Source organism: Thalassospira lucentensis, assembly GCF_050516545.1.
GTDB classification, from domain to species: Bacteria; Pseudomonadota; Alphaproteobacteria; order Rhodospirillales; family Thalassospiraceae; genus Thalassospira; species Thalassospira lucentensis_C.
This window is the reverse complement of record NZ_CP191544.1, coordinates 3,303,306-3,323,705: the sequence shown is the minus strand read 5'-3', so window position 1 is coordinate 3,323,705 and position 20,400 is coordinate 3,303,306. Positions and strand designations below refer to the sequence as shown.

Sequence of the window (20,400 nt, the reverse complement as noted above, 5' to 3'; positions counted from 1 at the left end):
CCGACTTGGAAGTATCAATGCGATGGCGCGTAAATCAACGCTTCTGATCGCAGGCGTCGTACTGATTGCAGTGGCGGCATCTGCCTATATCTTTGCCAAGGACGAAATCATCGCTCTTGTGTCGCCGGCTGGTCAAACGCAACAGGGCGGACAACGCGGCGGTGCCAATGGTGGCGACCGTAGCCTGCCGGTGATTGCCGAATATGCCAGTCTGATGGATGAAAAAACCGTGGTAGAATCTGTCGGGACCGGCAAATCCGCACTGGGGGTATCAATCTATCCGGCGGTATCTGGTGAAGTATCGGATGTTTTGGTTCGCGCCGGGGACAAGGTGACCAAGGGGCAGGTTCTTGTTATCCTGAATTCCGAACGCGAACGCCTAGCCCGTGACCTGGCCGCCGTTCAGGCCAAAGATGCCGAGCAACTTTTGGGACGCTATGAACAGGCCCGCCCATTGGGGGCCGTTGCAGAAAGTGAAGTCGATAGCGCCCGTACAGCATTGGCTGAAGCAAAAATTCAGCTTGATCAGGCCGAAGTAAATTTGGCCGACCGCACCATTTTGGCTCCGTTTGACGGTATCATCGGTATTCCCCAGATTGAAGCAGGCGACCGGGTTGATAGTTCAACCATCTTGGTGACACTTGATAACATCGATAGCATTCTGGTTGATTTCGAAGTCGCCGAAACCCGGTTTGGTAATGTAAAATCGGGTCAATCGGTTCGGGTCGAAACATGGAGCCTACCGGGCGAGCTGTTTACCGGTGTTGTCGAATCAATTAGCAGCCGTATCGACCCTGAAAGCCGGACATTTAACGTGCGTGCGCGCGTGCCAAATCCCAACGCGCGATTACTGGCTGGGATGTCCTTTGCGGTTTATGTCGATATCGAGGGTAAGCAATACCCATCCGTTCCCGAAATTTCGGTCCTATGGGGCGATGACGGTACTTATGTTTGGCGGATTAAGGATGAAACAGTTTCTCGTGTTCCTGTCCGTGTTGTGAAACGTACCAACGGTCGCATCCTGCTTGATGGAGGGGTTTCCAAGGGTGACTTGATTGTTGTTGAGGGTGTTTTACGTCTTCGGCCCGGGCGGACCGTTGCGGCAACCATTCGCGGCAATGATGACACCGGTGTTGCTGCCCGCGAGGGTGATGGTGAAGGATCCTGATCATGACGGATATGCCCGGTAATCAGGACCACAATGACCTAGCGTCGCTCAGCATTCGGCGGCCGGTTCTTGTTTGTGTGGTTTCTCTTCTGATCATTCTTGCCGGTCTTGCGGCGATGTTGGGGGTTGAAATTCGCGAACTGCCCAATGTGGATCGTCCGACCATTACGGTCACGGCCACCTACAGCGGCGCATCGCCTGAAACTGTTGATGCCGAAGTCACTTCTGTTCTGGAAAGTGCAGCATCACGGGTCAGTGGTATCAAGGACATCAACTCCCAAAGTGAAGAGGGCAGTTCCCGTGTCCGGCTTGAGTTTTATCCTGATATTGAAATCAATGATGCTGCAAGCGACATCCGTGAAGCGGTTAGTCGTGCGTCACGAAGTCTTCCCGACGAAGTTGAAGATGTCCGTGTGATCAAGGCCGATGCCGATGCCAGCCCGATTATGCGTATGGCCGTGGTCAGTAATCGTCTGACTGAAGAAGAATTGACCAATATTGTTGATGATCAGATCAGCCCGGCACTTCTGTCCGTTCCCGGTGTTGCTGAAATCACGATCAATGGGGATCGCGAAAAAGTTCTACATGTGCGGATTGATCCTTTGCGCATCGCCAGTTACGGCCTGTCGGTGCAGGATGTTGCCGATGTTCTGAGCACAGCTCAGTTTGACATTCCTGCAGGCAGCTTCGAATCCTCGGATCAAAAACTGTTTGTCCGTGCCGATGCCTCTGTCTGGGAAGTTGATAAACTGAATCAGATGCTGGTGCGTGATGCCATATTGCTGGGAGATATTGCCGATATCTACTACGGCCCGGATGATGCCACTTCTTATGTTCGCCTTGATGGAAGCACGGTGATCGGGCTTGGTGTTGTTCGTCAGGCGCAATCGAACACGATTGCTATCTCCAATGGTGTGCGCGATGTTGTTGAACGCCTGAACAGCCAATACGACGATATCGACGTATTTGTGAATTCCGATGATGCGGTATTCATCGAAGGTGCACTTTGGGAAGTGATCTATAGTTTGGCATTGGCCATCATCATCGTTATCGGTGTGCTTTATCTGTTCCTACGTTCTTTTAGTGCAACATTAATTCCGACCGTAACCATTCCGATAGCCCTAATCGGGACGGTGGCTGCTATCTGGGCAATGGGCTTTTCGATCAATATTCTGACACTTCTGGCCCTTGTTCTCGCAACCGGGATGATTGTTGATGATGCGATCGTGGTTTTGGAAAACATCCAGCGTCGCCGCCATCAGGGTTTGGGATCAATGGCGGCGGCTGTGCTTGGCACCCGGCAGGTGTTCTTTGCCGTTATTGCAACAACCCTGACATTGATTTCGGTGTTTGTGCCGATTTCATTCCTACCAAGTACAGCGGGACGTCTGTTCCGCGAATTTGGCTTTGTTCTGGCCTTTGCGGTTGCGGTGTCGTCCTTTGTTGCCCTGTCGCTTTGTCCCATGCTGGCGTCGCGGCTTAAACATATTGATCCGCATGACGGGGATACGGATAGCGCTCCCAATTTTCTTGAACGGATCGGGCTCTTCTTTGCTGGGATTTATCGTCATATTCTTGAATGGGTTTTGCGCAATCCGGTTGTGACACTGATGATCTGTATCGTTGCAGGGGGGCTGGCATTCGGGGTGTATGGTTCCGTGACCAAGGAACTTCTACCGGACGAGGACCGTGGACGTCTTCTGGTGTCGTTGCGTGGGCCTGACGGGGTTGGCATTGATTACATGGACCGACAGGTCGAGGTGGTTGAAGATATCCTGCGCCCAATTGTCGAAGATGGTGAAGCCTATAACATCTATACGATTGTTGGATTCCGCGACAATAACCGTGCGCTGGTAATTGTTCCTTTGGTACCATGGGAAGAACGGGCGCGTAGTCAGCAAGAAATTACCGCAGGTGTGCGCGGGAAACTTAATGCACTTCCCGGTGTTCAGGCCGTTGTCTGGCAGCCCAACAGTTTGGGTCTACGCGGTGGAGGCGAAGGATTGCAGTTCGCCCTGACCGGAACCAATTACCGGATATTGGCATCACATGCGCGTGCAGTGCAGCAAGAGCTGGAAGCCAATTACCCGAACCTGACGGGCTTGCGGGTATCCTATCAAACCACCCAGCCACAGCTTTTGGTTAATATTGATCGAAAACGTGCCTTTGATCTGGGCATTCCGATTGACGAGCTTGATACCACGTTGCGCACGATGATCGAAGGATATGAAGTTACCAACATTAATGTGGATGATCAGAATATCCCGATCAAACTGCGCAGTGCCGTGGGTAGCATCAATGATCCTTCCGACCTTGAAAATCTGTTTGTGACCGGGGCGAATGGGCGCGCCTTGCCGCTATCTTCGGTGATTACGCTAAGCGAAGAGGCGGTGGCATCCGAGCTCGGACGCGAAGGTCAGCAACGTGCTGTAACTGTCTCGGCTAATCTTGCGCCGGGCTACACGATTGATCAGGCGGTTGCGGATGTAACGACAGTTGCCAACGATGTTCTGCCGACCGGGACCAGCATTTTGTTCCTTGGGGATGCTGCGGCTCTTGGTGAAGCATCTAATGATGTGCAGATTACGTTCCTGATTGCTGTTCTTGTCGTGTTGCTGGTGCTGGCAGCCCAGTTCGAAAGCTTCATGTCCGCCCTTGTGGTGGTTCTGACGGTACCGTTTGGTCTGGCGGCTGCGATCTATGCACTTAGTCTCAGTGGTACATCGATCAATATCTATAGCCAGATCGGGCTTGTGATGTTGGTCGGGCTTATGGCCAAGAACGGCATTCTGGTTGTCGAATTTGCCGATCAACTGCGTGATGCTGGAAAATCCGTCCGCGAAGCAGTTCACGATGCGGCAATGGTGCGTTTGCGGCCAATCATGATGACGATGATTTCAACCGTCTTGGGTGGCTTGCCATTGGTGTTGGGATCTGGTGCCGGGGCAGAAGCCCGTGCGGCGATTGGTTGGGTCGTGTTTGGCGGGCTTGGCTTTGCCACGGTCTTTACCTTGTTCCTGACCCCGGTGCTTTACTTGCTGTTGGCACCTTTGGTGTCGGCCCGTGCCGATGGCGGTTTGAAATTACAAACCCAGTTGCGTGCCGCAGAAGACATTCCCGATACCGGTGAAATTCCAGAAGACGTGACGCATGGTTCAGCGCCCAGCGGAATTGAAGGAAGTGCGAAATAACATGAAGAACAATCGTTTTTTCGCAGTTTCTGGCATTGCGATACTGGTCGGGCTGGCAGGCTGTCAGTCGGTTGGTCCGGATTATATTGCACCGAACTTTGATCTGGTCGGGGCCTATTCCCCGGAAATTCCGGTGATTGCCGCACGTCAGGCAGAACAGGGGCGTTGGTGGGAAAGTACGACAGATCCTGTTTTGCAAAGCCTGATTGACGAAGGTGTTGCCAACAATATCGACCTTAAGATCGCCATCAGCCGTATTCGCGCCGCCGCCGCAAGCGCGCGCGGGGTGGCCGGGGCCAATGGTCCGACAATTGATGCCAACGTTGATGGATCGGCTGATCGTACGACATCAAGCCGTGTAAGTGGCAACCGTGTTGATGACATTGGATTTGGCGCGGGAATTGATCTGTCATGGACGGCAGATATCTGGGGCGGTCAGGCACGCGAAGAAGAAGTCGCCGAAGCAGATTATTTGCAACAGGTTTATCTGCGTGAAGATGTCTATCGCACCATGATTGCCGATATCATCACCAACTATATTGAGCTGCGTGGTGCGCAAAAACGTCTTGGACTTTTGCAAGACTCGCTTGATCTGCAACGTCAGACCAGCAACATCGTTCAGGTGCGTTTGCAAACCGGGCTTGGATCGGAACTTGATCTTTCGCGTGCCCGTGCCGAAGTCGCCGACCTTGAAGCGACCGTACCAATCTTGCAGACCAGCATCGACCGATCCATCAATGCGATTTCGATCCTTGTCGGCGCACAGCCAGGCAAACATCGCGATGCCTTGCTTGATACATCACCCCTGCCGGAATTCCAAAGCAGCCCGCCGATTGGCGTCCCTGCCGATCTTTTGCGCCGGCGGCCCGATGTGCGTGCTGCCGAACTTTCCCTGATCTCCGCGACGTCGCAAATCGGGGTGGAAACGGCAACGCTGTATCCGGAACTGACCCTTAACGGGTCTTTGGCCTTGGGGGCGACGGGCTATGGCAGTGGTCCAATTGTTCGAACTGCAATGGCGGCAATCGGTGCCGTAATTGATGCGACCCTTTACGATGGTGGCGAACGGCGGGCCAATATCACGGTTGCCGAAGAAGAAGCCGAGCAGGCCTTTTTGACCTATCGCCAAACCTTGTTGAACGCGATTGAAGAAGTTGAAAGTGCGATTTACGGCTATGTCGGGGCGGTGCAGCAACGCGATTCTTTGATTGCATCGGTGCAATATCACCGGGACGCATTTGATCAATCGCGGGTACGGTTTGTGCAAGGTCTGTCGGACTTTCTCGATGTTCTTGATTCTCAGCGCAGCCTGACCGGATCGTTACAGGCACTTGCCGATGCCGAAACCGATCTCGAACTTGAAACCATCAATCTTTACAGTGCTGCGGGATTAAGCGTTGAAGACGTTGAACGCTATGCCGCGCAAGAAGGTGTGATACTGATCAACGGCTAGTCTCTTGGCGACGTAACATCCCAACAACTTGCAAAAACGAATATATCAGCGAACTGTGGCTTGAGTTTCGCCTTCGTTCGGCCTAGGTCTTTGGCAGAATGACTTCCGGGGAAAATCATGACCGGCGATCTGTTTGCCAATGAACCACCACGCAATCTTTTGCCATTTGACGGCGACGTCTTGTTGTTGCGTGACATCATGGCACCTGACGATGCGGACAAGACCTTTGCCCGCCTTAAAAGCGGTATTGTCTGGCAGCAGGAAATTGCCAGAATTCATGGCAAAGAAATCGCCGTTCCGCGCCTGACTGCATGGTATGGCGAGGTCGCCTATCGCTATAGCGGCGTGTATCACCCAGCAGCCCCCTTTCCATCAATCATCGTGCCTTTGCGCAGTTTGGCCGAAGAACTTTCCGGGGCAGGGGTATCGTTTAACACGGTTTTGTTGAATCAGTATCGCGATGGCCGCGACAGCGTTTCCTGGCATGCCGATGACGAAGATGTGCTGGGTGAAAATCCGGTCATTGCCAGTTTGTCTTTTGGCGAAGAACGCCGGTTTCATTTGCGTCATAAGAAAACTGGTGATCGGATCAGCATTGATTTACCGCATAACTCGGCCCTGATCATGTCGGGCGCAACACAGCATTTCTGGCTTCATCAATTGCCTAAAACGGCAAGACAGGTAGGCCCCCGCATCAATCTGACATTCCGTAAAACGCAATCGGAATCCCGATAGGGATTAGCTTCTGGTAGAGATGGCGGGCTTCTGGCTATAGTGTAGCCAATTCAAACCAATAGCATCGTGAAGACACGGGATCGGAGAACGGGACGCATGGCAAAACGCGTAAAACTTCTGGATGTCGCCAAGGCCGCCGGGGTTTCGCAAGGAACAGCGTCGAATGCCTTTGGCAAACCGGATCTGGTGCGCCCGGAAGTCCGCGAACGCATTTTTGCTGCGGCCAAGGAACTTGGCTATCGCGGGCCACATGTCATGGCCCGTATGCTGCGTACTGGCAAGGCCGGGGCACTTGGCGTGGTCTTTCCCGATAATCTTGAATATGCCTTTAGTGATCCGGTGGCGATTGAATTGCTGCGCGGGATCGGGCGTGAATGCGCTCATCACGGGGTTAATGTCATGATCATTTCGGCCGAAAATCAGCAACAGGCGATTGCCGCGGTCAATAATGCCGCGGTCGATGCGTTTCTGGTTCACTGCTATTCGGATAACAATGACATCATTGCCGCGATTCAGCGCCGCAATCAGCCGTTAATTAGCATTGATACCGATATTGCCGGTGCCGCCGGAACCGTGGTTCTAGATGATCATGCTGCGGCAAAGGGGGCGGCACAGCATCTGCTTGATTGTGGGGCGAAACGGTTTGCCATCCTGTTATTGCAGGCAACCGAGCATGATCACTTCGGCCCGATGAATGCCAACCGCGTTGGTGCTGCCAGCCACCGTGTCGTGCGCGAACGATTGGCGGGCTATCATGATGCGCTGGGTAAGGCCGGGATCACCGCCGATGATGTGATCCATATTGAATGCGATAACCAGTCTGAGCACAGTGCCAAAATGACGGCCGAAATGCTGGCAAGCCATCCTGAAATTGATGGTATTCTGGCCATGTCCGATGTGATTGCGATCGGCGCAATTGATGCCGCGCGGAGCGTCGGGCGCAAGGTCCCGGATGATCTTAAGGTCATTGGCATTGATGGCATTGTCGCAGGCGAACGCACCGATCCACCTTTGACAACAATGTATCAGGATTCCGTTGAAAAGGGCCGGCTGGCCGCTGAAATGGCGCTATCGGATGATGGCGGTAAAACCATCACCCTGACAACCAAACTGTTGCTTCGCGGTTCCAGCAAGTCTGATTAATCCGCGAAATCAAATTCCGGCAAATCACGCTTCCCCGCCAATCCATCCCACAGGACAAGATACCGGTCATTCATGGCTGTCAGGCTATAGTGATCAATTATCCGTTTGCGTGATGCGGCCTTACGGAACGTTTTGCTGTCGGGGTCTTCACCAAGAAGTTCTTCAATCGCGCTTGCCATGTCATTTGGCGCGTGAAGCGGGACGGTCTTGCCGGTGCCGCCCAGAATTTCGGCCACATCGCCAACATCATTGCCAACGGCCGGTACACCACATGCCATGGCCTCACCAATAACATTGGGAAAGCCTTCGCCAAAGCTTGATGACAAAACCGCAACATCAAGGGCCGGGACAAGTTGGGCAACATCACGGCGCAGGCCTAGGGCGGAAATATGACCCTTAAGCGCGTCGGGGAATGTTAGTGTTTCTGTATCCTGTCCGATCAAAACCAGATGCACATCATGGCCGTTGGTACGTAGCAGTTCGACAGCGTCAAACAGGGTCGCATGATCCTTTGCCGGGTCCTTGCGTGCGACCATACCGATCAGCGATGTGGTCGGGGCAAGGCCAAGTTCCTTGCAAAGGCGCTTTTTTGCAGCCGGATCAGGACGCCATTCGTCGGTATCAAACCCGTTTGGAAGATAGGCCCACTTTTTCGGGTGATAGCCGCATGTGATGTGGTGGCGTTGTCCGGCATGGGAATTTGCGGCAATAACTGCTGGTCGGTCTGAAAGCTTTGCCAGAAGGTTTAAAACAATCCTTGTTGATCTGCCATAAAGCGACAGATCCATTTCTGCACAGCGAATGTTCCACGCCAAACGCTTGGTCCCACGTCCCGAAAGGGTTGCGGCCAGGGTGGCGATAAAATCGGAATGATACAGCCATGACATGATGGCATCGGGTTTATGACGGCGCATAAGACCGGCAAGCTTGAAAATTGCACCGGGCAGGTCACGAACACCCGATGACATGCCAAGACAAAAAAGCGCGACTCCTGCTTTACGAAGGTCAGCGCCAAAGACGCCTTCACCCATCAGTGAAACAACGATCTGACGCGGTGCATCGGGATCTGTGCTTTGGGCATTATGGCACGTAATCCGGGTCAGGACGCGTTCCGCACCCCCGGCATCAAGTTCATTGATGATGTGCATTACCAAAGTCATACCAAGCCTATAGCAGGCCTTGGACAATCCGAACAGATGGCTATTTCACCAGATCATGGAAGCGGTAACATTCAACTGTATGGTCCATCACAAGGCCGGTGGCCTGCAGGAATGAATAGATGATGGTGGTGCCGACAAACTTCATGCCGCGTTTTTTCAAATCCTTTGAAATGCGGTCGCTAAGCTCGGTTGAAACCGGGACATCGCCCATGGTGTTCCTGTGATTGATCACGGGTTGGTTATTCACGAACTGCCAGATATAGGCATCAAAGCTTCCGAACTCTTTTTGGATGGTGATGAATGTTTTGGCATTTTGAATAGTCGCCGCGACTTTTAACTTATTTCGAATAATCCCCGGATCGGCCAAAAGGGTCTGTTGTTTGGCATCGTCATAGGCCGCAACTTTATGCACATCGAAATGATCGAATGCTGCACGGTATGTGTCTCGCCTGGCCAGAATGGTCAGCCAACTTAATCCTGCCTGTGCGCCTTCAAGGATCAGCATTTCAAAGAAAAGCCGGTCATCATGAACCGGAACACCCCACTCGGCGTCGTGATAATCGACATAAAACGGTTTGTCGGCATGGCTCATGGCCCATTTGCACCGTGGGTGATCTGAAATGTTCATGATGAATGCTCCGTGATTACAACTTGGTATTTCTGGCGCGAAGCCTGATTGACAGCAAGCTGTTATCGGCAATTGCCTGACATCTCCTGACAGTTTTGGGTTGGGGAGGGGGCCATATTGTTAGTCGTCCGGGTGACAGGGATCACAAAGCGATGAAAACTTGACCCGGAAAGTGGGAAAAACAACGCTCTGCGCTTGCGTTACCGGTCATTGCCGACTAGGTTTTGCAGCGTGTAAACATCTTACCGGGCGCATATCGGTTTTCGACCCGGCGATCGTAAGGAGCGGCAATGCTGGCGATTTTTTGGCTTATTGACACTGTAGTTGGTATCTACATTTTCATGCTGATTGCATCTGCAATCCTGTCATGGCTTGTGGCGTTCAACGTGATCAATACCAGCAACCGGTTTGTTTATATGCTGGGGGATACCTTATACCGCCTGACAGAGCCAGCCTTGCGCCCAATCCGGCGGATCATGCCGGACCTTGGCGGTATTGATATCTCGCCAATCATTCTGATTCTGGTTCTGCAATTTGGCAATATGCTGATCCAGACCGATGTCCGGATGGCTCTTTTAGGGTATTAAATGTCTCATTCAGACAATGTCTGATCCTGTTTGCGAGATACTCTCTGACCAAACCGGGATACGTCTGTTTGTGCGTTTAACACCAAAGGCTTCGCGTGATGCGATCAATGGTCTGATGAATGATGCCAGTGGGCGCATGCGCCTTAAGGTATCGGTAAGTGCGGTGCCGGAAAACGGCAAAGCCAATCAGGCCATGATAAAACTTTTGGCAAAAGCGATCAAATGGCCTAAATCCTCGTTCGGGATCGCTGCCGGAAAGACAGACCGCACCAAAATGCTGGTCATTATGGGCAATCCCACAGAGTTAATGTCGAAAATCACCGAACTGACAGGCGGACGCACACATGAGTAACGCAAAAATCATCGACGGCAAGGCATTCGCAGCAAAACTGCGCGAAGACATTACAGCCGAAGTAACCAAGCTGAAAGCCGAGCACGGCGTTACCCCCGGTCTGGCCGTGATCTTGGTCGGTGAAGACCCCGCCAGTCAGGTTTACGTCCGCAACAAGGGCAAGCAGACTCTTGAATGCGGGATGAATTCCTATGAGCACAAATTATCCCCGGACACCCCGCAGGATGAACTTCTGGCCTTGATCGCCAAGCTGAATGCCGATCCGAACGTTCATGGCATCCTGTGCCAGTTGCCAGTTCCTGATCATATCGACGATCAGGCAATTTTGGCCGCAATCGATCCGGCCAAGGATGTTGATGGTTTCCATGTGGTTAATGCCGGTGCCTTGGCAACCGGTGGCGAAGGTTTCGCACCCTGCACGCCGTATGGCTGCTTGATGTTGCTCAAAGACACCCTTGGCGATCTGTCGGGCAAACGTGCGGTGGTTGTTGGCCGTTCCAACATTGTCGGCAAACCAATGGCGCAATTGCTGCTGAAAGAAAGCTGCACCGTCACCATCGCCCATTCGCGCACCCGCGATCTTCCGGAAGAAGTCCGCCGTGCCGATATCGTGATTGCCGCCGTTGGCCGCCCGAACATGATCAAGGGCGACTGGATTGCGCCGGGTGCGACCGTGATTGATGTTGGTATCAACCGCATCGAAGGCGAAAACGGCAAAATGAAACTGGTCGGTGATGTTGAATTTGCAACCGCATCCAAGGTTGCCGGTGCGATTACCCCGGTTCCGGGCGGTGTCGGCCCGATGACCATTGCGTGTTTGCTGAACAATACCCTGATTTCAGCCTGCCGAGCGAATGGCCTTGAAGTTCCGAACCTTGGTTTTGACGCTTAAGGCATTGAGAAATAATGCAAAAAATTAAAGTAACCCAGTAGTCGCTTTTCTTTTTAGTCTGAATTTTTAATGCTTTGATTTCAACACAGGTGAATACGTGCACAGATGTTGATGTACGCTTGCGAATCACGTCAAAAAGTAACACCAACTAGTCTCTTTTGCAGACATCCTCTGACACGTGTCTACTGCCAGCCGGTGAATTCCATTTTCAAGCTAAAAGATCGAACGCGCTCGAAGTACTCGTGCCCTACGGTTTTCTGATTGAATGGAATTTTTCCCAACTTAAGTGCCGTTAGGTACTGGGCAGAGACAGAGTCAGCGGCTTTAATCATTTTGTTGACGGAGTAATCCTTACCAACGTCGGAACTCGCATAAATCAGTTGTATGTTTTTGGGTAAGAAGACGTTCGCAAAAAAGGTTTCTTCCGGGCGTTGTAATCGGGAATGTTACCGAGATTCTGAATCGACAATTAGACCGATCCGTTCTTTGTTATCTAAAATTCCTGATTTTGCGAGTTCTTCAATTGCGGCGGTCCAACCAAGGTTCTCTGGCTTCTCTTTGATTTCAACAAACTCGAAACACAAGAATGAGCTGAACTGCCAAGCTTCTCGTAGTACCTGCATATCAGATACGAAGATGGACTCTATCAGAACCATTACTGCAGCAGAAACGCGCTTGCTATCGATGATGCGGGTGTTCGTATCGACTGCGCAAAGAAAATCATAGTTTTCCGTGAGTGCTCGGTCTTGGTTTTGTTGGAAATCATTGTTCGGTTGGGGAATCCAAGACAGAATCTTGTCGTTCTTTTCCCGTTCGTACGACACCTCTGAATATGTGTTCACCATGTCACCACCGAACCGGAGACTGTCTGTCTTCGGGTCGTAAACAACCTCAATACTGCTCACCTCTGTCGCGGTAGTGCCGCCAATATATTCATTACGAGGTTTTCGATTGTTTTTCCTTGGCATAAGTGAACCTATCAGAGTTCTCACATCGTGTTGACTTAAAATAAGTAGTCTGATCAGCGAGTATGGGGTTTAAAACGTCATTGGCCCAATTTCTTAATTTACAACGGCCAAACCTATAGCAACATCTGCATCCCAACTGCGACAACAATGATTTCAATCGGCAGGCCAAGCTTCCTGTAATTGCTAAAGCGGAACCCGTCGGGGCCAAGGATCAGGGTATTGTTCTGATGCCCGATTGAGTGAGGAAGGCACAAGATGCACCAATCGCAGCCGCCATCAGGAACGGGCAGGCACTGGTATCCAATTGCGTAGCACTGCCAATCGCACTAGCTTAAGCTCAACCAGCAAGCGCAATAATTTCAAGTTTGAGCAAAGACCGAAGCAGAGGATGCCGCGATCTTTTTCCACCAGATGAAATTGGTGTATGCTGGTCGTCTCTGGACCATCATAATGAAGTTTGTGCGCTTCTGATTGAACAAGGTTTTACCGATGCCCCATTCCCCCCCCCGAACTTGCCTATGGCCGTGGATTTATTTCGGTAAAACTGCCCGACACTGCGCGCACGACCGTCATTCGGAAGGCCGAGCTTGCCAAGCTTCCTGACAATCAGGTTGCCATTCGCAACGCCCTTGAAAATCCGGTTGATGCCGCCCCGCTTTTGGAGCTGGCGAAAAATCGCAAAAGTGCCTGTATCCTGATTTGCGATATTACCCGCCCCGTTCCCAATAAGCTGTTCCTGCGCCCGATGATCGAGACGATGGTTGCAGCAGGTATCGCGCAAAGCGAGATCAGTGTTCTGGTCGCGACGGGGCTGCACCGTCCCAATCTGGATGAAGAGCTTGAAGAACTTGTCGGTGATCCATGGGTTTTGGAGAATGTCCGGGTTGAAAACCACTATGCGCGCAACGAAGACGATCTGATTGATCTTGGCGTCACGCCAACCCGCGGTGTTCCGGTCAAGCTCAACAAACGTCTGGTCGAGGCCGATCTTCGGATTGCAACAGGGTTGGTTGAGCCGCATTTCATGGCCGGGTGGTCAGGCGGGCGCAAAGTTGTTGCCCCGGGTGTCGCCGGACATGAAACCATCCGCACATTCCATTCCGCCCGTTTCATGGAAGACCCGCTGGCGGTTCAATGCAATCTTGCAGGCAATCCGTTGCATGAAGAGCAGCTTGAAATCGTTCGCAAGCTTGGCGAGACATATGCGCTGAACACCGTTCTGGATGAAGACCGTGACCTTGTTCATGTGACATTTGGCGAAATCATCGCCAGCCACCTTGCCGCTGTGAGCTATATTTCAGAAGCAACCCGTATTGATGTTGGCCGGAAATACAGCACCGTGGTTACGTCGTCTGCTGGTTATCCGCTTGATAAAACCTATTATCAGACGGTCAAGGGCATGGTCACCCCGATGGATATCCTGAAACCCGGCGGGACCTTGATCATTGCATCAGAATGTTCCGAAGGGTTTGGATCCGAGGAATTCCGCGATGCACAGGCAAGGTTGGCCGATCTTGGGTCGGAGCGGTTTTTGGCAACGCTTAAGGCCAAGACACTTGCCGATATCGACGAATGGCAAACCGAAATGCAGCTTAAACCGATGCGGGTTGGCAAGGTGCAGCTTTATACCAAGGGGTTGAGTGAGGAAGAAAAACGTATCACCTGTGTCGATGTCGTGGATGATCTTGATCAGGCAATTGCGCAGAGCATCGTGCAAAGCGGCGATTTTGACGTGGCGATCATCCCCGAAGGCCCCTATGTCATTCCGGTGTCGGGCAATAATGAATGAACCATATTCATCTTGATGCTGTTGGCGGGATTGCCGGCGATATGTTTATTGCCGCAATGCTTGATGTGATCCCGCATCTGCGCCCTAGCATCGATCAGGATATAAAAAGCATTCTTCCAGCCGATGTTGGCCGTGTCGAACTTGTGAAAATCCGCAAAAACGGCATGCATGCCCAAACGTTCAATCTGGTCTTTAACCCGGATTATCAAGCGCATGGCAAATCGGATCATGGGCATGATCACGAACACGATCACCGCATAGGGTCTGGCGCATACACCGATATTGTTGGCTATATCCGGTCTTCTGAACTGGCAGCGGGCACGATTGAGGTTGCCTGTGCCATCTTAACGATTTTGGCGGAAGCCGAAGCAAAAACCCATGCGGTTGATATAAAGGACGTTCATTTTCACGAGATTGCCGATTGGGATTCGGTTTTGGATGTCGTGATTGCAGGCAGCATCATTGCTGCCTTGCCCGATACCAAGTGGAGTGTATCGGACTTGCCGCGCGGCGGCGGGCTTGTCAAAACCCGGCATGGGTTATTGCCTGTGCCTGCCCCGGCCACAGCAGAACTTCTGGCCGGATTTACCTGGTGTGATGATGGAGTTTCGGGTGAACGTGTGACCCCGACCGGTGCCGCAATCCTGAAATATCTGATTGATCCGGAAGATACCGACACGCCGTCAGCAGGTGCAAAAAAGTTGTTGGCAAGTGGTGTCGGGGCGGGAACCCGCACCATCAAGGAATTGCCAAACATTTTGCGCGCATTGCACTTTGATGCAGCATCGGCGGCACGCGATATGACCTACGATCAGGACCATGTCACGGTGATTGAATTTGAAATCGACGATATGACCGGCGAAGAACTTGCTACCGCGTCCGAGATTTTGCGCGATTGTGACGGGGTGATTGATCTGGTGCTATTGATTGGTCAGGGCAAGAAAAACCGCGCAGTGACGTCGTTCCGGTTATTGGCGCAGCCTGCCTTGGCAGACCAAGTAATGGATGCGTGTTTTGCCCAGACATCGACCATCGGGCTTCGTCATCAGGTGAGCGAACGGCGTATCTTGCGCCGGACTGAGGCCCGTGATGAAACGGGTATTCGGACAAAGTCCGTTGCGCGACCAGCGGGGGTTACATCGTGTAAGGTTGAACATGATGATTTGACCGGCGAAGATTTGCATTCCCGCCGTCGTCAAAAATATCAAGCCGAATTACAAGCCAAACTAAAAGCCGAACAAAAGGGGTGAGCATGGTTTTGACTTCTCACCAAGCCCTTGCCGATATTATCCTTGCGCAGCCACGCATCGCAATCGCGGTGAGTGGTGGTGTGGACAGCATGACGCTTGCAACATTTGCCCACATGGTGGCACCTGATCGGATTGAAATGCTGCATGCTGTATCGCCTGCTGTGCAGCCCGCTGCGACGGTTCGGGTGCGCGATGCAGGGCGTTTGCAAAACTGGCACTTAACCGTGACCGGGACGGGTGAATTTGATGATCCGCGCTATCGCGATAATCCGGTTAATCGGTGCTATTTCTGCAAGACCAATTTATATGACCGGATACGCAGTTTGACGGCGGCCCCGATTGCATCAGGGGCAAATCTTGATGATCTGGGGGAATATCGGCCGGGATTGCTTGCGGCATCGGAACGGGATGTTATTCACCCGTTTGTTGATGCCGGTATGGCAAAATCAGACATCCGCGCACTTGCCCGCGAACTTGGGTTGGATGATGTTGCAGAACTTCCAGCGCAGCCTTGCCTTGCCAGCCGCATAGAAACCGGCATTGCGATTGATCCAAACGATCTTGCCTTTGTCGATAGCATCGAAGGGTATCTCAGCAACGAGCTTGGCCTAAGCGGGGATGTCAGATGCCGGATTACAAAATCAGGTGTGATCATCGAACTTCCCGAAAGCGAAATAACCTCCGAAATTCAAGCCCGGATTGCAGAACGTTGCAAGATTAATGATCGCGCGCTTATGGGCCTGCGCCCCTATCAGCGGGGTGCGATGTTTATTCAGGACAGACCATGAAAAACGTTCATCAGCCCGATTGGGACCGGCAAAACCGGACCGGCTTTCCCGAAGCGATTTATTGCGCCCGAAAATCGCCTGAGCAAATCAACATCATCATTGAAGATGCGATCATGCGCGAACGCCCGCTTTTCCTGACAGCCCTTACGCCGGAAACCTGTCAGGGACTTAATGACGACAACCGTGCCAAGCTTGACTATGACCAAGTTTCGGCAACCGGGATTGTTGGCAAGACAGGACCACTTGGTCAATCGGGGATCGGGATCATTGCGGCGGGCACGTCTGACATTCCGGTGGCAACCGAGGCGCAAAGAACATTGGCCTTTTGCGGGTATGACAGCACCATGATCCAGGATGTTGGTGTGGCCGGTCTTTGGCGGTTGCTTGACCGGATCGAGGACATTCAGAAATTCCGCATCATCATCGCACTTGCCGGAATGGAAGGTGCTTTGTTCAGTGTTCTGGCCGGGTTGGTCGGGGCACCCGTGATCGCGGTGCCAACCTCTGTCGGGTATGGCGTAACGGCGGGCGGGAGAACAGCACTAGAATCTGCACTGGGCAGCTGTTCGCCGGGCATTCTGAGCGTGAATATCGACAATGGGTTTGGGGCCGCCGCCGCCGCCATCAAGATTCTGCAATCGGTTGCCAAATAAGGGTTGAATAGGCTGAAATATGCTTGCCGCCGGTCATACCGTGCGAGGATCGTTAGTCCGGCTATCGCCGGATGTTCTACAACGGCCAAACCCATAGCAATATCGGTACGCCAACGGCGACCACGATGATTTCAATCGGCAGGCCAAGCTTCCAGTAATCACCAAAGCGGAACCCGCCGGGGCCAAGGATCAGCGTGTTGTTTTGATGCCCGATCGGGGTCAGGAAGGCACAGGATGCACCAATCGCAACCGCCATCAGGAACGGGTCAGCACTGGCATCCAGTTGCGCGGCACTGCCAATGGCAATCGGGCACATGACAGCTGCCGTTGCGGCATTGTTCATGAAATCCGACAGAGTCATGGTGACGATCAGGATCAAGCCGACAGCAATCATGGCATTGCCCTGAGCAACGGTTTCAAGCAGGAAGCGGGCGATTAAATCCGCACTGCCGGTACTTTCCATCGCATTGGCGACGGGGATCAATGCGGCAAGCAACACCACGACCGGCCAGTCGACCGCATTATAAAGCGTTCTGGGTGAAACAACCCCGAACAGCAATGCCGCAAGCACCCCGAAGGAAAAGGAAATCGCGGCAGGCAGGATGCCAAAAGCCGCCAATAGAATGGCGACGGCCATGATAAATGTCGCGCGCAAGGCAATCTTGGTATCGGCGAGATGCAAGGAACGTTCGGCAAGAGGCACACATCCAAGGCGATTGCCGAAATCATAAACAGCATCGGGGGTGCCTTGCATCAAAAGCACATCACCTGCCTGCATTGTCATGGTGCGCAACCGCGCCATGGACCGTTGGCCCTGCCGGGAAACGGCCAGCAGATTGATGCCATAGCGATCCCGCAACCGTATGTCGGACGCCGACCGGCCAATGAAGGTGGCATTTGGCAGAACGGCAAGTTCGATCAGCGATATGTCATCGGATTCCAAAGCCTTTTGACGTTCGGCCTCGATCTTGGGGGGGGCAATGATGTCATCTGCTTTAATAGCATCGTTGCTAAATTCAGCACCGCCGACGACGGGGACATTTGCAGGTTCTTGAGTGTCTGAAGTTTCCGGAATGATATCTTTTTGCGCGTCTTTTTCGCGTTCAAGCGCCTTGGCCTGTTCTTTTTCAGCGGCCTTGGCCTGAGCGTCATTCCATTCGGCTTCAAGGGTTAGTTCGAGTGCCGAAAGGGCAGAGGCCAGACCTTCGGGTTCGGCTTCGATGAGAAGAATATCGTCCTGATGAAGTTCGCGATAAGGGCTTGGTGCGGGAAAGCGACGTTCGTTGCGGATCAGGCCAATGACCTGCGCATCGCTTTTTTCCAGTTCGTGATTGATATCGCGCAGCAACATGCCCGACGCTTTGCTGTCTTGTGTGATCCGGGCTTCGGTCAGGTAGGAGCCGGTTTCAAATCCTTCGGTACCGGCACGTTCGCGGGTCGGAACAAGAAAGCGACCCAGCAGCATGACAAACACCAACCCGGCAACCGCAATCGTGACACCGACCGGCGTAAAGGCAAACATCGAAAACCCTTCGCCGGTCTGTCCGGCACGAAAGCCCGACACAATCAGGTTGGGCGGTGTGCCGATCAGGGTCGTCATGCCGCCCAAGATCGACCCAAATGCCAGCGGCATCAGGATTTTGCCCGGTGGCAGGTTTTGTTTTCGCGCGATTTGCAGGGCAACCGGCATCAAAAGGGCCAAGGCTCCGACATTGTTCATAAAGGCCGACAGGATGGCAGCCAGAAGGCTAAGGGCAGCCATGGTGACAAAAGGACCCGCAGATTGTGGCAAAACGGTCCGGGTTAATGTATCGACAGCACCGGATTTCTGAAGGGCCGATGACAAAATCAGAATGCAGGCAACAGTGATAACAGCCGGATGACCAAACCCGATAAAAGCATCCCCGGTCGGGACCAAGCCCAATCCGACACAGGTTAAAAGGGATGCCATCGCCACCATATCATGGCGCCAACGCCCCCATAAAAACAGGGCAACCGTACCAACAAGAACGGTCAGGATCATGATTTGCGGGTTATCCATTTATGTCCGTCCTGTTTTGGGGCGCTGCATTTCGGCCCATGAAGCAAAAGCCTATGGCCTGACAGGCGGTTAGGTCAAGCAGGCCTTGTGTTATCTGAGGATGAAAGAGGCATCCTTTAAGGCACAAACCCTGCTGCCATATTTGTCAGGAGGGTGTGATAGTATCATTCTGTTTTAGTTAGCGAATTGAATGATCCATCATGCCAGATGACAGTGCCCACATGCCAAAGCCGTCTATTGCCGTTTCCATCAAGCAGGCGCGGAACCTTGCCCTTGTCGGGCAGGGGTTTGATTGCGATGAAAGCCGCCCTGTAACCAAGCGCCGGATCATGAAGGCGATCCGCAAGACCAATATGTTGCAGGTCGATAGTGTCAACGTTTTGACACGCGCACATTACATGCCGATCTTTTCGCGACTTGGCGTTTATGACCCGAAATTGCTTGATGATATCGTTTGGGGCAAATCGCGCGACCGAAAGCTGATTGAATATTGGGGGCATGAAGCCTCGATGATCCCGATTGAGGATTACCCGTTATATCGTTGGCGGATGGAAGATGCCCGGTCAGGCAAAGGCATGTGGGGACGGATCGCCCGCATGCAACGTGAACAGCCGGAGTTGATTGATGGCATTCTTGAGCGGATTGAAAATGAAGGTGCTCTTGGTGCGAGTGATCTCGATCAGGCGGGCCCCAAGAGTGCCGAATGGTGGGGCTGGTCGGATACCAAAACCGCACTGGAATATCTGTTCTGGAGCGGTCAGGTTACCGCGCACAAACGGCGTAACAGTTTCGAGCGGGTTTATGACTTGCCCCATCGGGTGATTGGGGATGCCGCCCATGATCCGGCACCCGACCGTCAGGATGCGATGTGTGATTTGATCTGTAAGGGGATTGCGGCAACCGGGGTCGCAGCCGAGATTGACCTTCGCAAGTATTTTCGGATGCCAACCGCTGAAACCAAAGCCTGTCTGGCGCGCCTTGTCGAAGAAGGCCGGTTGCTGCGCGCGGATGTACAGGGGTGGAAACAGAACGGATATCTGTGCCCGAATGTGAACCAGCGGGCACGGGCAAAGCCGACCTGTTTGATGGTGCCGTTTGATCCGGTGATGTGGGAACGTGATCGGGTAGAGCGGATATTTGGCTTTAACTACCGGATCGAGATATATGTTCCGGCTGAAAAGCGCCAATACGGCTATTACGTCCTGCCATTCATGCTAAACGGCGAATTTGTTGCGCGGGTTGATTTGAAATCGGATCGTAAGGCCGGGTTTCTTTTGGTGCAAAGCGCGCATCTTGAAGGTGGCTTTGAACGGATTGAAGTTGCGGGACCGTTGATGGAAAACCTGCATCGTCTGGCAGCATTTTTGGGACTTGGCGGGGTGAAGGTTATTCCGGCCAATGACTTTTCGAAATATCTGGCAGACGTCAGCGTTGTTTAAAAAAGTAAACGGGGCGCAGGTCCCACAACCGCGCCCCGTTTTACCATCGCACTGACCTGATCACAACGAGGACCTGTACTCGCCAAATTGGCTTAAATGGTCGCGAGAGATTTGGTCGGATATGAAGAGCTTGGCCGGGGGGAAAGCCCCGGCTGGCGGCTCC

The 20,400-nt window shown here is 52.7% G+C and carries 17 protein-coding genes; 13 read left to right on the top strand and 4 right to left on the bottom strand.

Annotation, left to right across the window (positions count from 1 at the left end; all coding sequences use genetic code 11):
* The first annotated feature begins 22 nt into the window (after positions 1–22).
* The 5 genes from ACQ0MK_RS15150 (at position 23) to ACQ0MK_RS15130 (ending at position 7,690) form a co-directional block, all read left to right on the top strand.
* Entirely contained in the window at positions 23–1,168 is a 1,146-nt protein-coding gene (locus ACQ0MK_RS15150; protein ID WP_430473316.1) for an efflux RND transporter periplasmic adaptor subunit, read from the top strand.
* A gap of 2 nt (positions 1,169–1,170) precedes the next feature.
* The gene (locus ACQ0MK_RS15145) at positions 1,171–4,359 is read left to right on the top strand and encodes an efflux RND transporter permease subunit (protein WP_430473315.1); all 3,189 of its coding nucleotides are present in this window, start codon (positions 1,171–1,173) and stop codon (positions 4,357–4,359) included.
* A 1-nt stretch (position 4,360) separates the two neighbouring features.
* Positions 4,361–5,812: an efflux transporter outer membrane subunit gene (locus tag ACQ0MK_RS15140; protein WP_430473314.1), complete on the top strand. Its 1,452-nt coding sequence runs from the start codon at positions 4,361–4,363 to the stop codon at positions 5,810–5,812.
* Positions 5,813–5,929: 117 nt separating this feature from the next.
* Positions 5,930–6,547: an alpha-ketoglutarate-dependent dioxygenase AlkB family protein gene (locus ACQ0MK_RS15135; RefSeq protein ID WP_430473313.1), complete on the top strand. Its 618-nt coding sequence runs from the start codon at positions 5,930–5,932 to the stop codon at positions 6,545–6,547.
* Positions 6,548–6,643: 96 nt separating this feature from the next.
* The gene (locus ACQ0MK_RS15130) at positions 6,644–7,690 is read left to right on the top strand and encodes a LacI family DNA-binding transcriptional regulator (RefSeq protein WP_430473312.1); all 1,047 of its coding nucleotides are present in this window, start codon (positions 6,644–6,646) and stop codon (positions 7,688–7,690) included.
* Here the strand turns inward: ACQ0MK_RS15130 and ACQ0MK_RS15125 are convergent.
* Positions 7,687–8,838, bottom strand: a complete 1,152-nt coding sequence (locus ACQ0MK_RS15125) for a glycosyltransferase (protein WP_430473311.1) — start codon at positions 8,836–8,838, stop codon at positions 7,687–7,689. The two genes, ACQ0MK_RS15130 and ACQ0MK_RS15125, sit on opposite strands and share 4 nt — an antisense overlap.
* Positions 8,839–8,890: 52 nt before the next feature.
* Positions 8,891–9,478 carry a DNA-3-methyladenine glycosylase I gene (locus ACQ0MK_RS15120; RefSeq protein WP_430473310.1) on the bottom strand — a complete coding sequence of 196 codons (588 nt, stop codon included), beginning with the start codon at positions 9,476–9,478 and terminating at the stop codon, positions 8,891–8,893.
* A 290-nt stretch (positions 9,479–9,768) separates the two neighbouring features.
* On the opposite strand from ACQ0MK_RS15120, the gene ACQ0MK_RS15115 reads away from it, so the two are divergent.
* Genes ACQ0MK_RS15115 through folD form a run of 3 tightly spaced genes read left to right on the top strand, consistent with a single transcriptional unit; the run spans position 9,769 to position 11,309 of the window.
* Positions 9,769–10,065, top strand: a complete 297-nt coding sequence (locus ACQ0MK_RS15115; RefSeq protein WP_350048245.1) for a YggT family protein — start codon at positions 9,769–9,771, stop codon at positions 10,063–10,065.
* 16 nt (positions 10,066–10,081) lie between these two features.
* Positions 10,082–10,417 carry a DUF167 family protein gene (locus ACQ0MK_RS15110; RefSeq protein WP_430473309.1) on the top strand — a complete coding sequence of 112 codons (336 nt, stop codon included), beginning with the start codon at positions 10,082–10,084 and terminating at the stop codon, positions 10,415–10,417.
* Complete coding sequence (folD, locus tag ACQ0MK_RS15105; protein ID WP_430473308.1) at positions 10,410–11,309, top strand: bifunctional methylenetetrahydrofolate dehydrogenase/methenyltetrahydrofolate cyclohydrolase FolD; 900 nt, start codon at positions 10,410–10,412, stop codon at positions 11,307–11,309. Before ACQ0MK_RS15110 ends, folD begins: the two co-directional genes overlap by 8 nt.
* A 446-nt stretch (positions 11,310–11,755) precedes the next feature.
* Here folD and ACQ0MK_RS15100 read toward each other — a convergent pair whose 3' ends face one another.
* Positions 11,756–12,277, bottom strand: a complete 522-nt coding sequence (locus tag ACQ0MK_RS15100) for a hypothetical protein (protein WP_430473307.1) — start codon at positions 12,275–12,277, stop codon at positions 11,756–11,758.
* A 496-nt stretch (positions 12,278–12,773) separates the two neighbouring features.
* Here ACQ0MK_RS15100 and larA point away from each other — a divergent pair, with 496 nt between their 5' ends.
* Genes larA through larB form a run of 4 tightly spaced genes read left to right on the top strand, consistent with a single transcriptional unit; the run spans position 12,774 to position 16,757 of the window.
* Positions 12,774–14,066: a nickel-dependent lactate racemase gene (gene larA / locus ACQ0MK_RS15095; protein WP_430476036.1), complete on the top strand. Its 1,293-nt coding sequence runs from the start codon at positions 12,774–12,776 to the stop codon at positions 14,064–14,066.
* Positions 14,063–15,316 carry a LarC family nickel insertion protein gene (locus ACQ0MK_RS15090; RefSeq protein WP_430473306.1) on the top strand — a complete coding sequence of 418 codons (1,254 nt, stop codon included), beginning with the start codon at positions 14,063–14,065 and terminating at the stop codon, positions 15,314–15,316. The genes larA and ACQ0MK_RS15090 overlap by 4 nt, the downstream gene beginning before the upstream one ends.
* A gap of 2 nt (positions 15,317–15,318) precedes the next feature.
* Complete coding sequence (locus ACQ0MK_RS15085; RefSeq protein ID WP_430473305.1) at positions 15,319–16,104, top strand: hypothetical protein; 786 nt, start codon at positions 15,319–15,321, stop codon at positions 16,102–16,104.
* Complete coding sequence (gene larB / locus ACQ0MK_RS15080; protein WP_430473304.1) at positions 16,101–16,757, top strand: nickel pincer cofactor biosynthesis protein LarB; 657 nt, start codon at positions 16,101–16,103, stop codon at positions 16,755–16,757. The genes ACQ0MK_RS15085 and larB overlap by 4 nt, the downstream gene beginning before the upstream one ends.
* Positions 16,758–16,833: 76 nt before the next feature.
* Here larB and ACQ0MK_RS15075 read toward each other — a convergent pair whose 3' ends face one another.
* A complete protein-coding gene (locus tag ACQ0MK_RS15075) occupies positions 16,834–18,798 on the bottom strand; it encodes an SLC13 family permease (RefSeq protein WP_430473303.1) in 1,965 nt (654 codons plus the stop codon).
* Between the two features lie 200 nt (positions 18,799–18,998).
* Between ACQ0MK_RS15075 and ACQ0MK_RS15070 the strand changes: the two genes are divergently transcribed.
* Entirely contained in the window at positions 18,999–20,237 is a 1,239-nt protein-coding gene (locus tag ACQ0MK_RS15070; protein WP_430473302.1) for a winged helix-turn-helix domain-containing protein, read from the top strand.
* Positions 20,238–20,400: the final 163 nt, after the last annotated feature.

What these genes read in the sequence shown, in the direction of transcription:
- ACQ0MK_RS15135 (WP_430473313.1), top strand. Translation starts at nt 5,930, where the DNA reads ATGACCGGCGATCTGTTTGCCAATGAACCACCACGCAATCTTTTGCCA.
- ACQ0MK_RS15100 (WP_430473307.1), bottom strand. Translation starts at nt 12,277, where the DNA reads ATGCCAAGGAAAAACAATCGAAAACCTCGTAATGAATATATTGGCGGC.
- ACQ0MK_RS15110 (WP_430473309.1), top strand. Translation starts at nt 10,082, where the DNA reads ATGTCTGATCCTGTTTGCGAGATACTCTCTGACCAAACCGGGATACGT.
- ACQ0MK_RS15150 (WP_430473316.1), top strand. Translation starts at nt 23, where the DNA reads ATGGCGCGTAAATCAACGCTTCTGATCGCAGGCGTCGTACTGATTGCA.
- ACQ0MK_RS15140 (WP_430473314.1), top strand. Translation starts at nt 4,361, where the DNA reads ATGAAGAACAATCGTTTTTTCGCAGTTTCTGGCATTGCGATACTGGTC.
- ACQ0MK_RS15085 (WP_430473305.1), top strand. Translation starts at nt 15,319, where the DNA reads ATGGTTTTGACTTCTCACCAAGCCCTTGCCGATATTATCCTTGCGCAG.
- ACQ0MK_RS15070 (WP_430473302.1), top strand. Translation starts at nt 18,999, where the DNA reads ATGCCAGATGACAGTGCCCACATGCCAAAGCCGTCTATTGCCGTTTCC.
- ACQ0MK_RS15115 (WP_350048245.1), top strand. Translation starts at nt 9,769, where the DNA reads ATGCTGGCGATTTTTTGGCTTATTGACACTGTAGTTGGTATCTACATT.
- ACQ0MK_RS15075 (WP_430473303.1), bottom strand. Translation starts at nt 18,798, where the DNA reads ATGGATAACCCGCAAATCATGATCCTGACCGTTCTTGTTGGTACGGTT.
- ACQ0MK_RS15145 (WP_430473315.1), top strand. Translation starts at nt 1,171, where the DNA reads ATGACGGATATGCCCGGTAATCAGGACCACAATGACCTAGCGTCGCTC.
- ACQ0MK_RS15120 (WP_430473310.1), bottom strand. Translation starts at nt 9,478, where the DNA reads ATGAACATTTCAGATCACCCACGGTGCAAATGGGCCATGAGCCATGCC.
- ACQ0MK_RS15090 (WP_430473306.1), top strand. Translation starts at nt 14,063, where the DNA reads ATGAACCATATTCATCTTGATGCTGTTGGCGGGATTGCCGGCGATATG.
- ACQ0MK_RS15130 (WP_430473312.1), top strand. Translation starts at nt 6,644, where the DNA reads ATGGCAAAACGCGTAAAACTTCTGGATGTCGCCAAGGCCGCCGGGGTT.
- folD (WP_430473308.1), top strand. Translation starts at nt 10,410, where the DNA reads ATGAGTAACGCAAAAATCATCGACGGCAAGGCATTCGCAGCAAAACTG.
- ACQ0MK_RS15125 (WP_430473311.1), bottom strand. Translation starts at nt 8,838, where the DNA reads ATGCACATCATCAATGAACTTGATGCCGGGGGTGCGGAACGCGTCCTG.
- larB (WP_430473304.1), top strand. Translation starts at nt 16,101, where the DNA reads ATGAAAAACGTTCATCAGCCCGATTGGGACCGGCAAAACCGGACCGGC.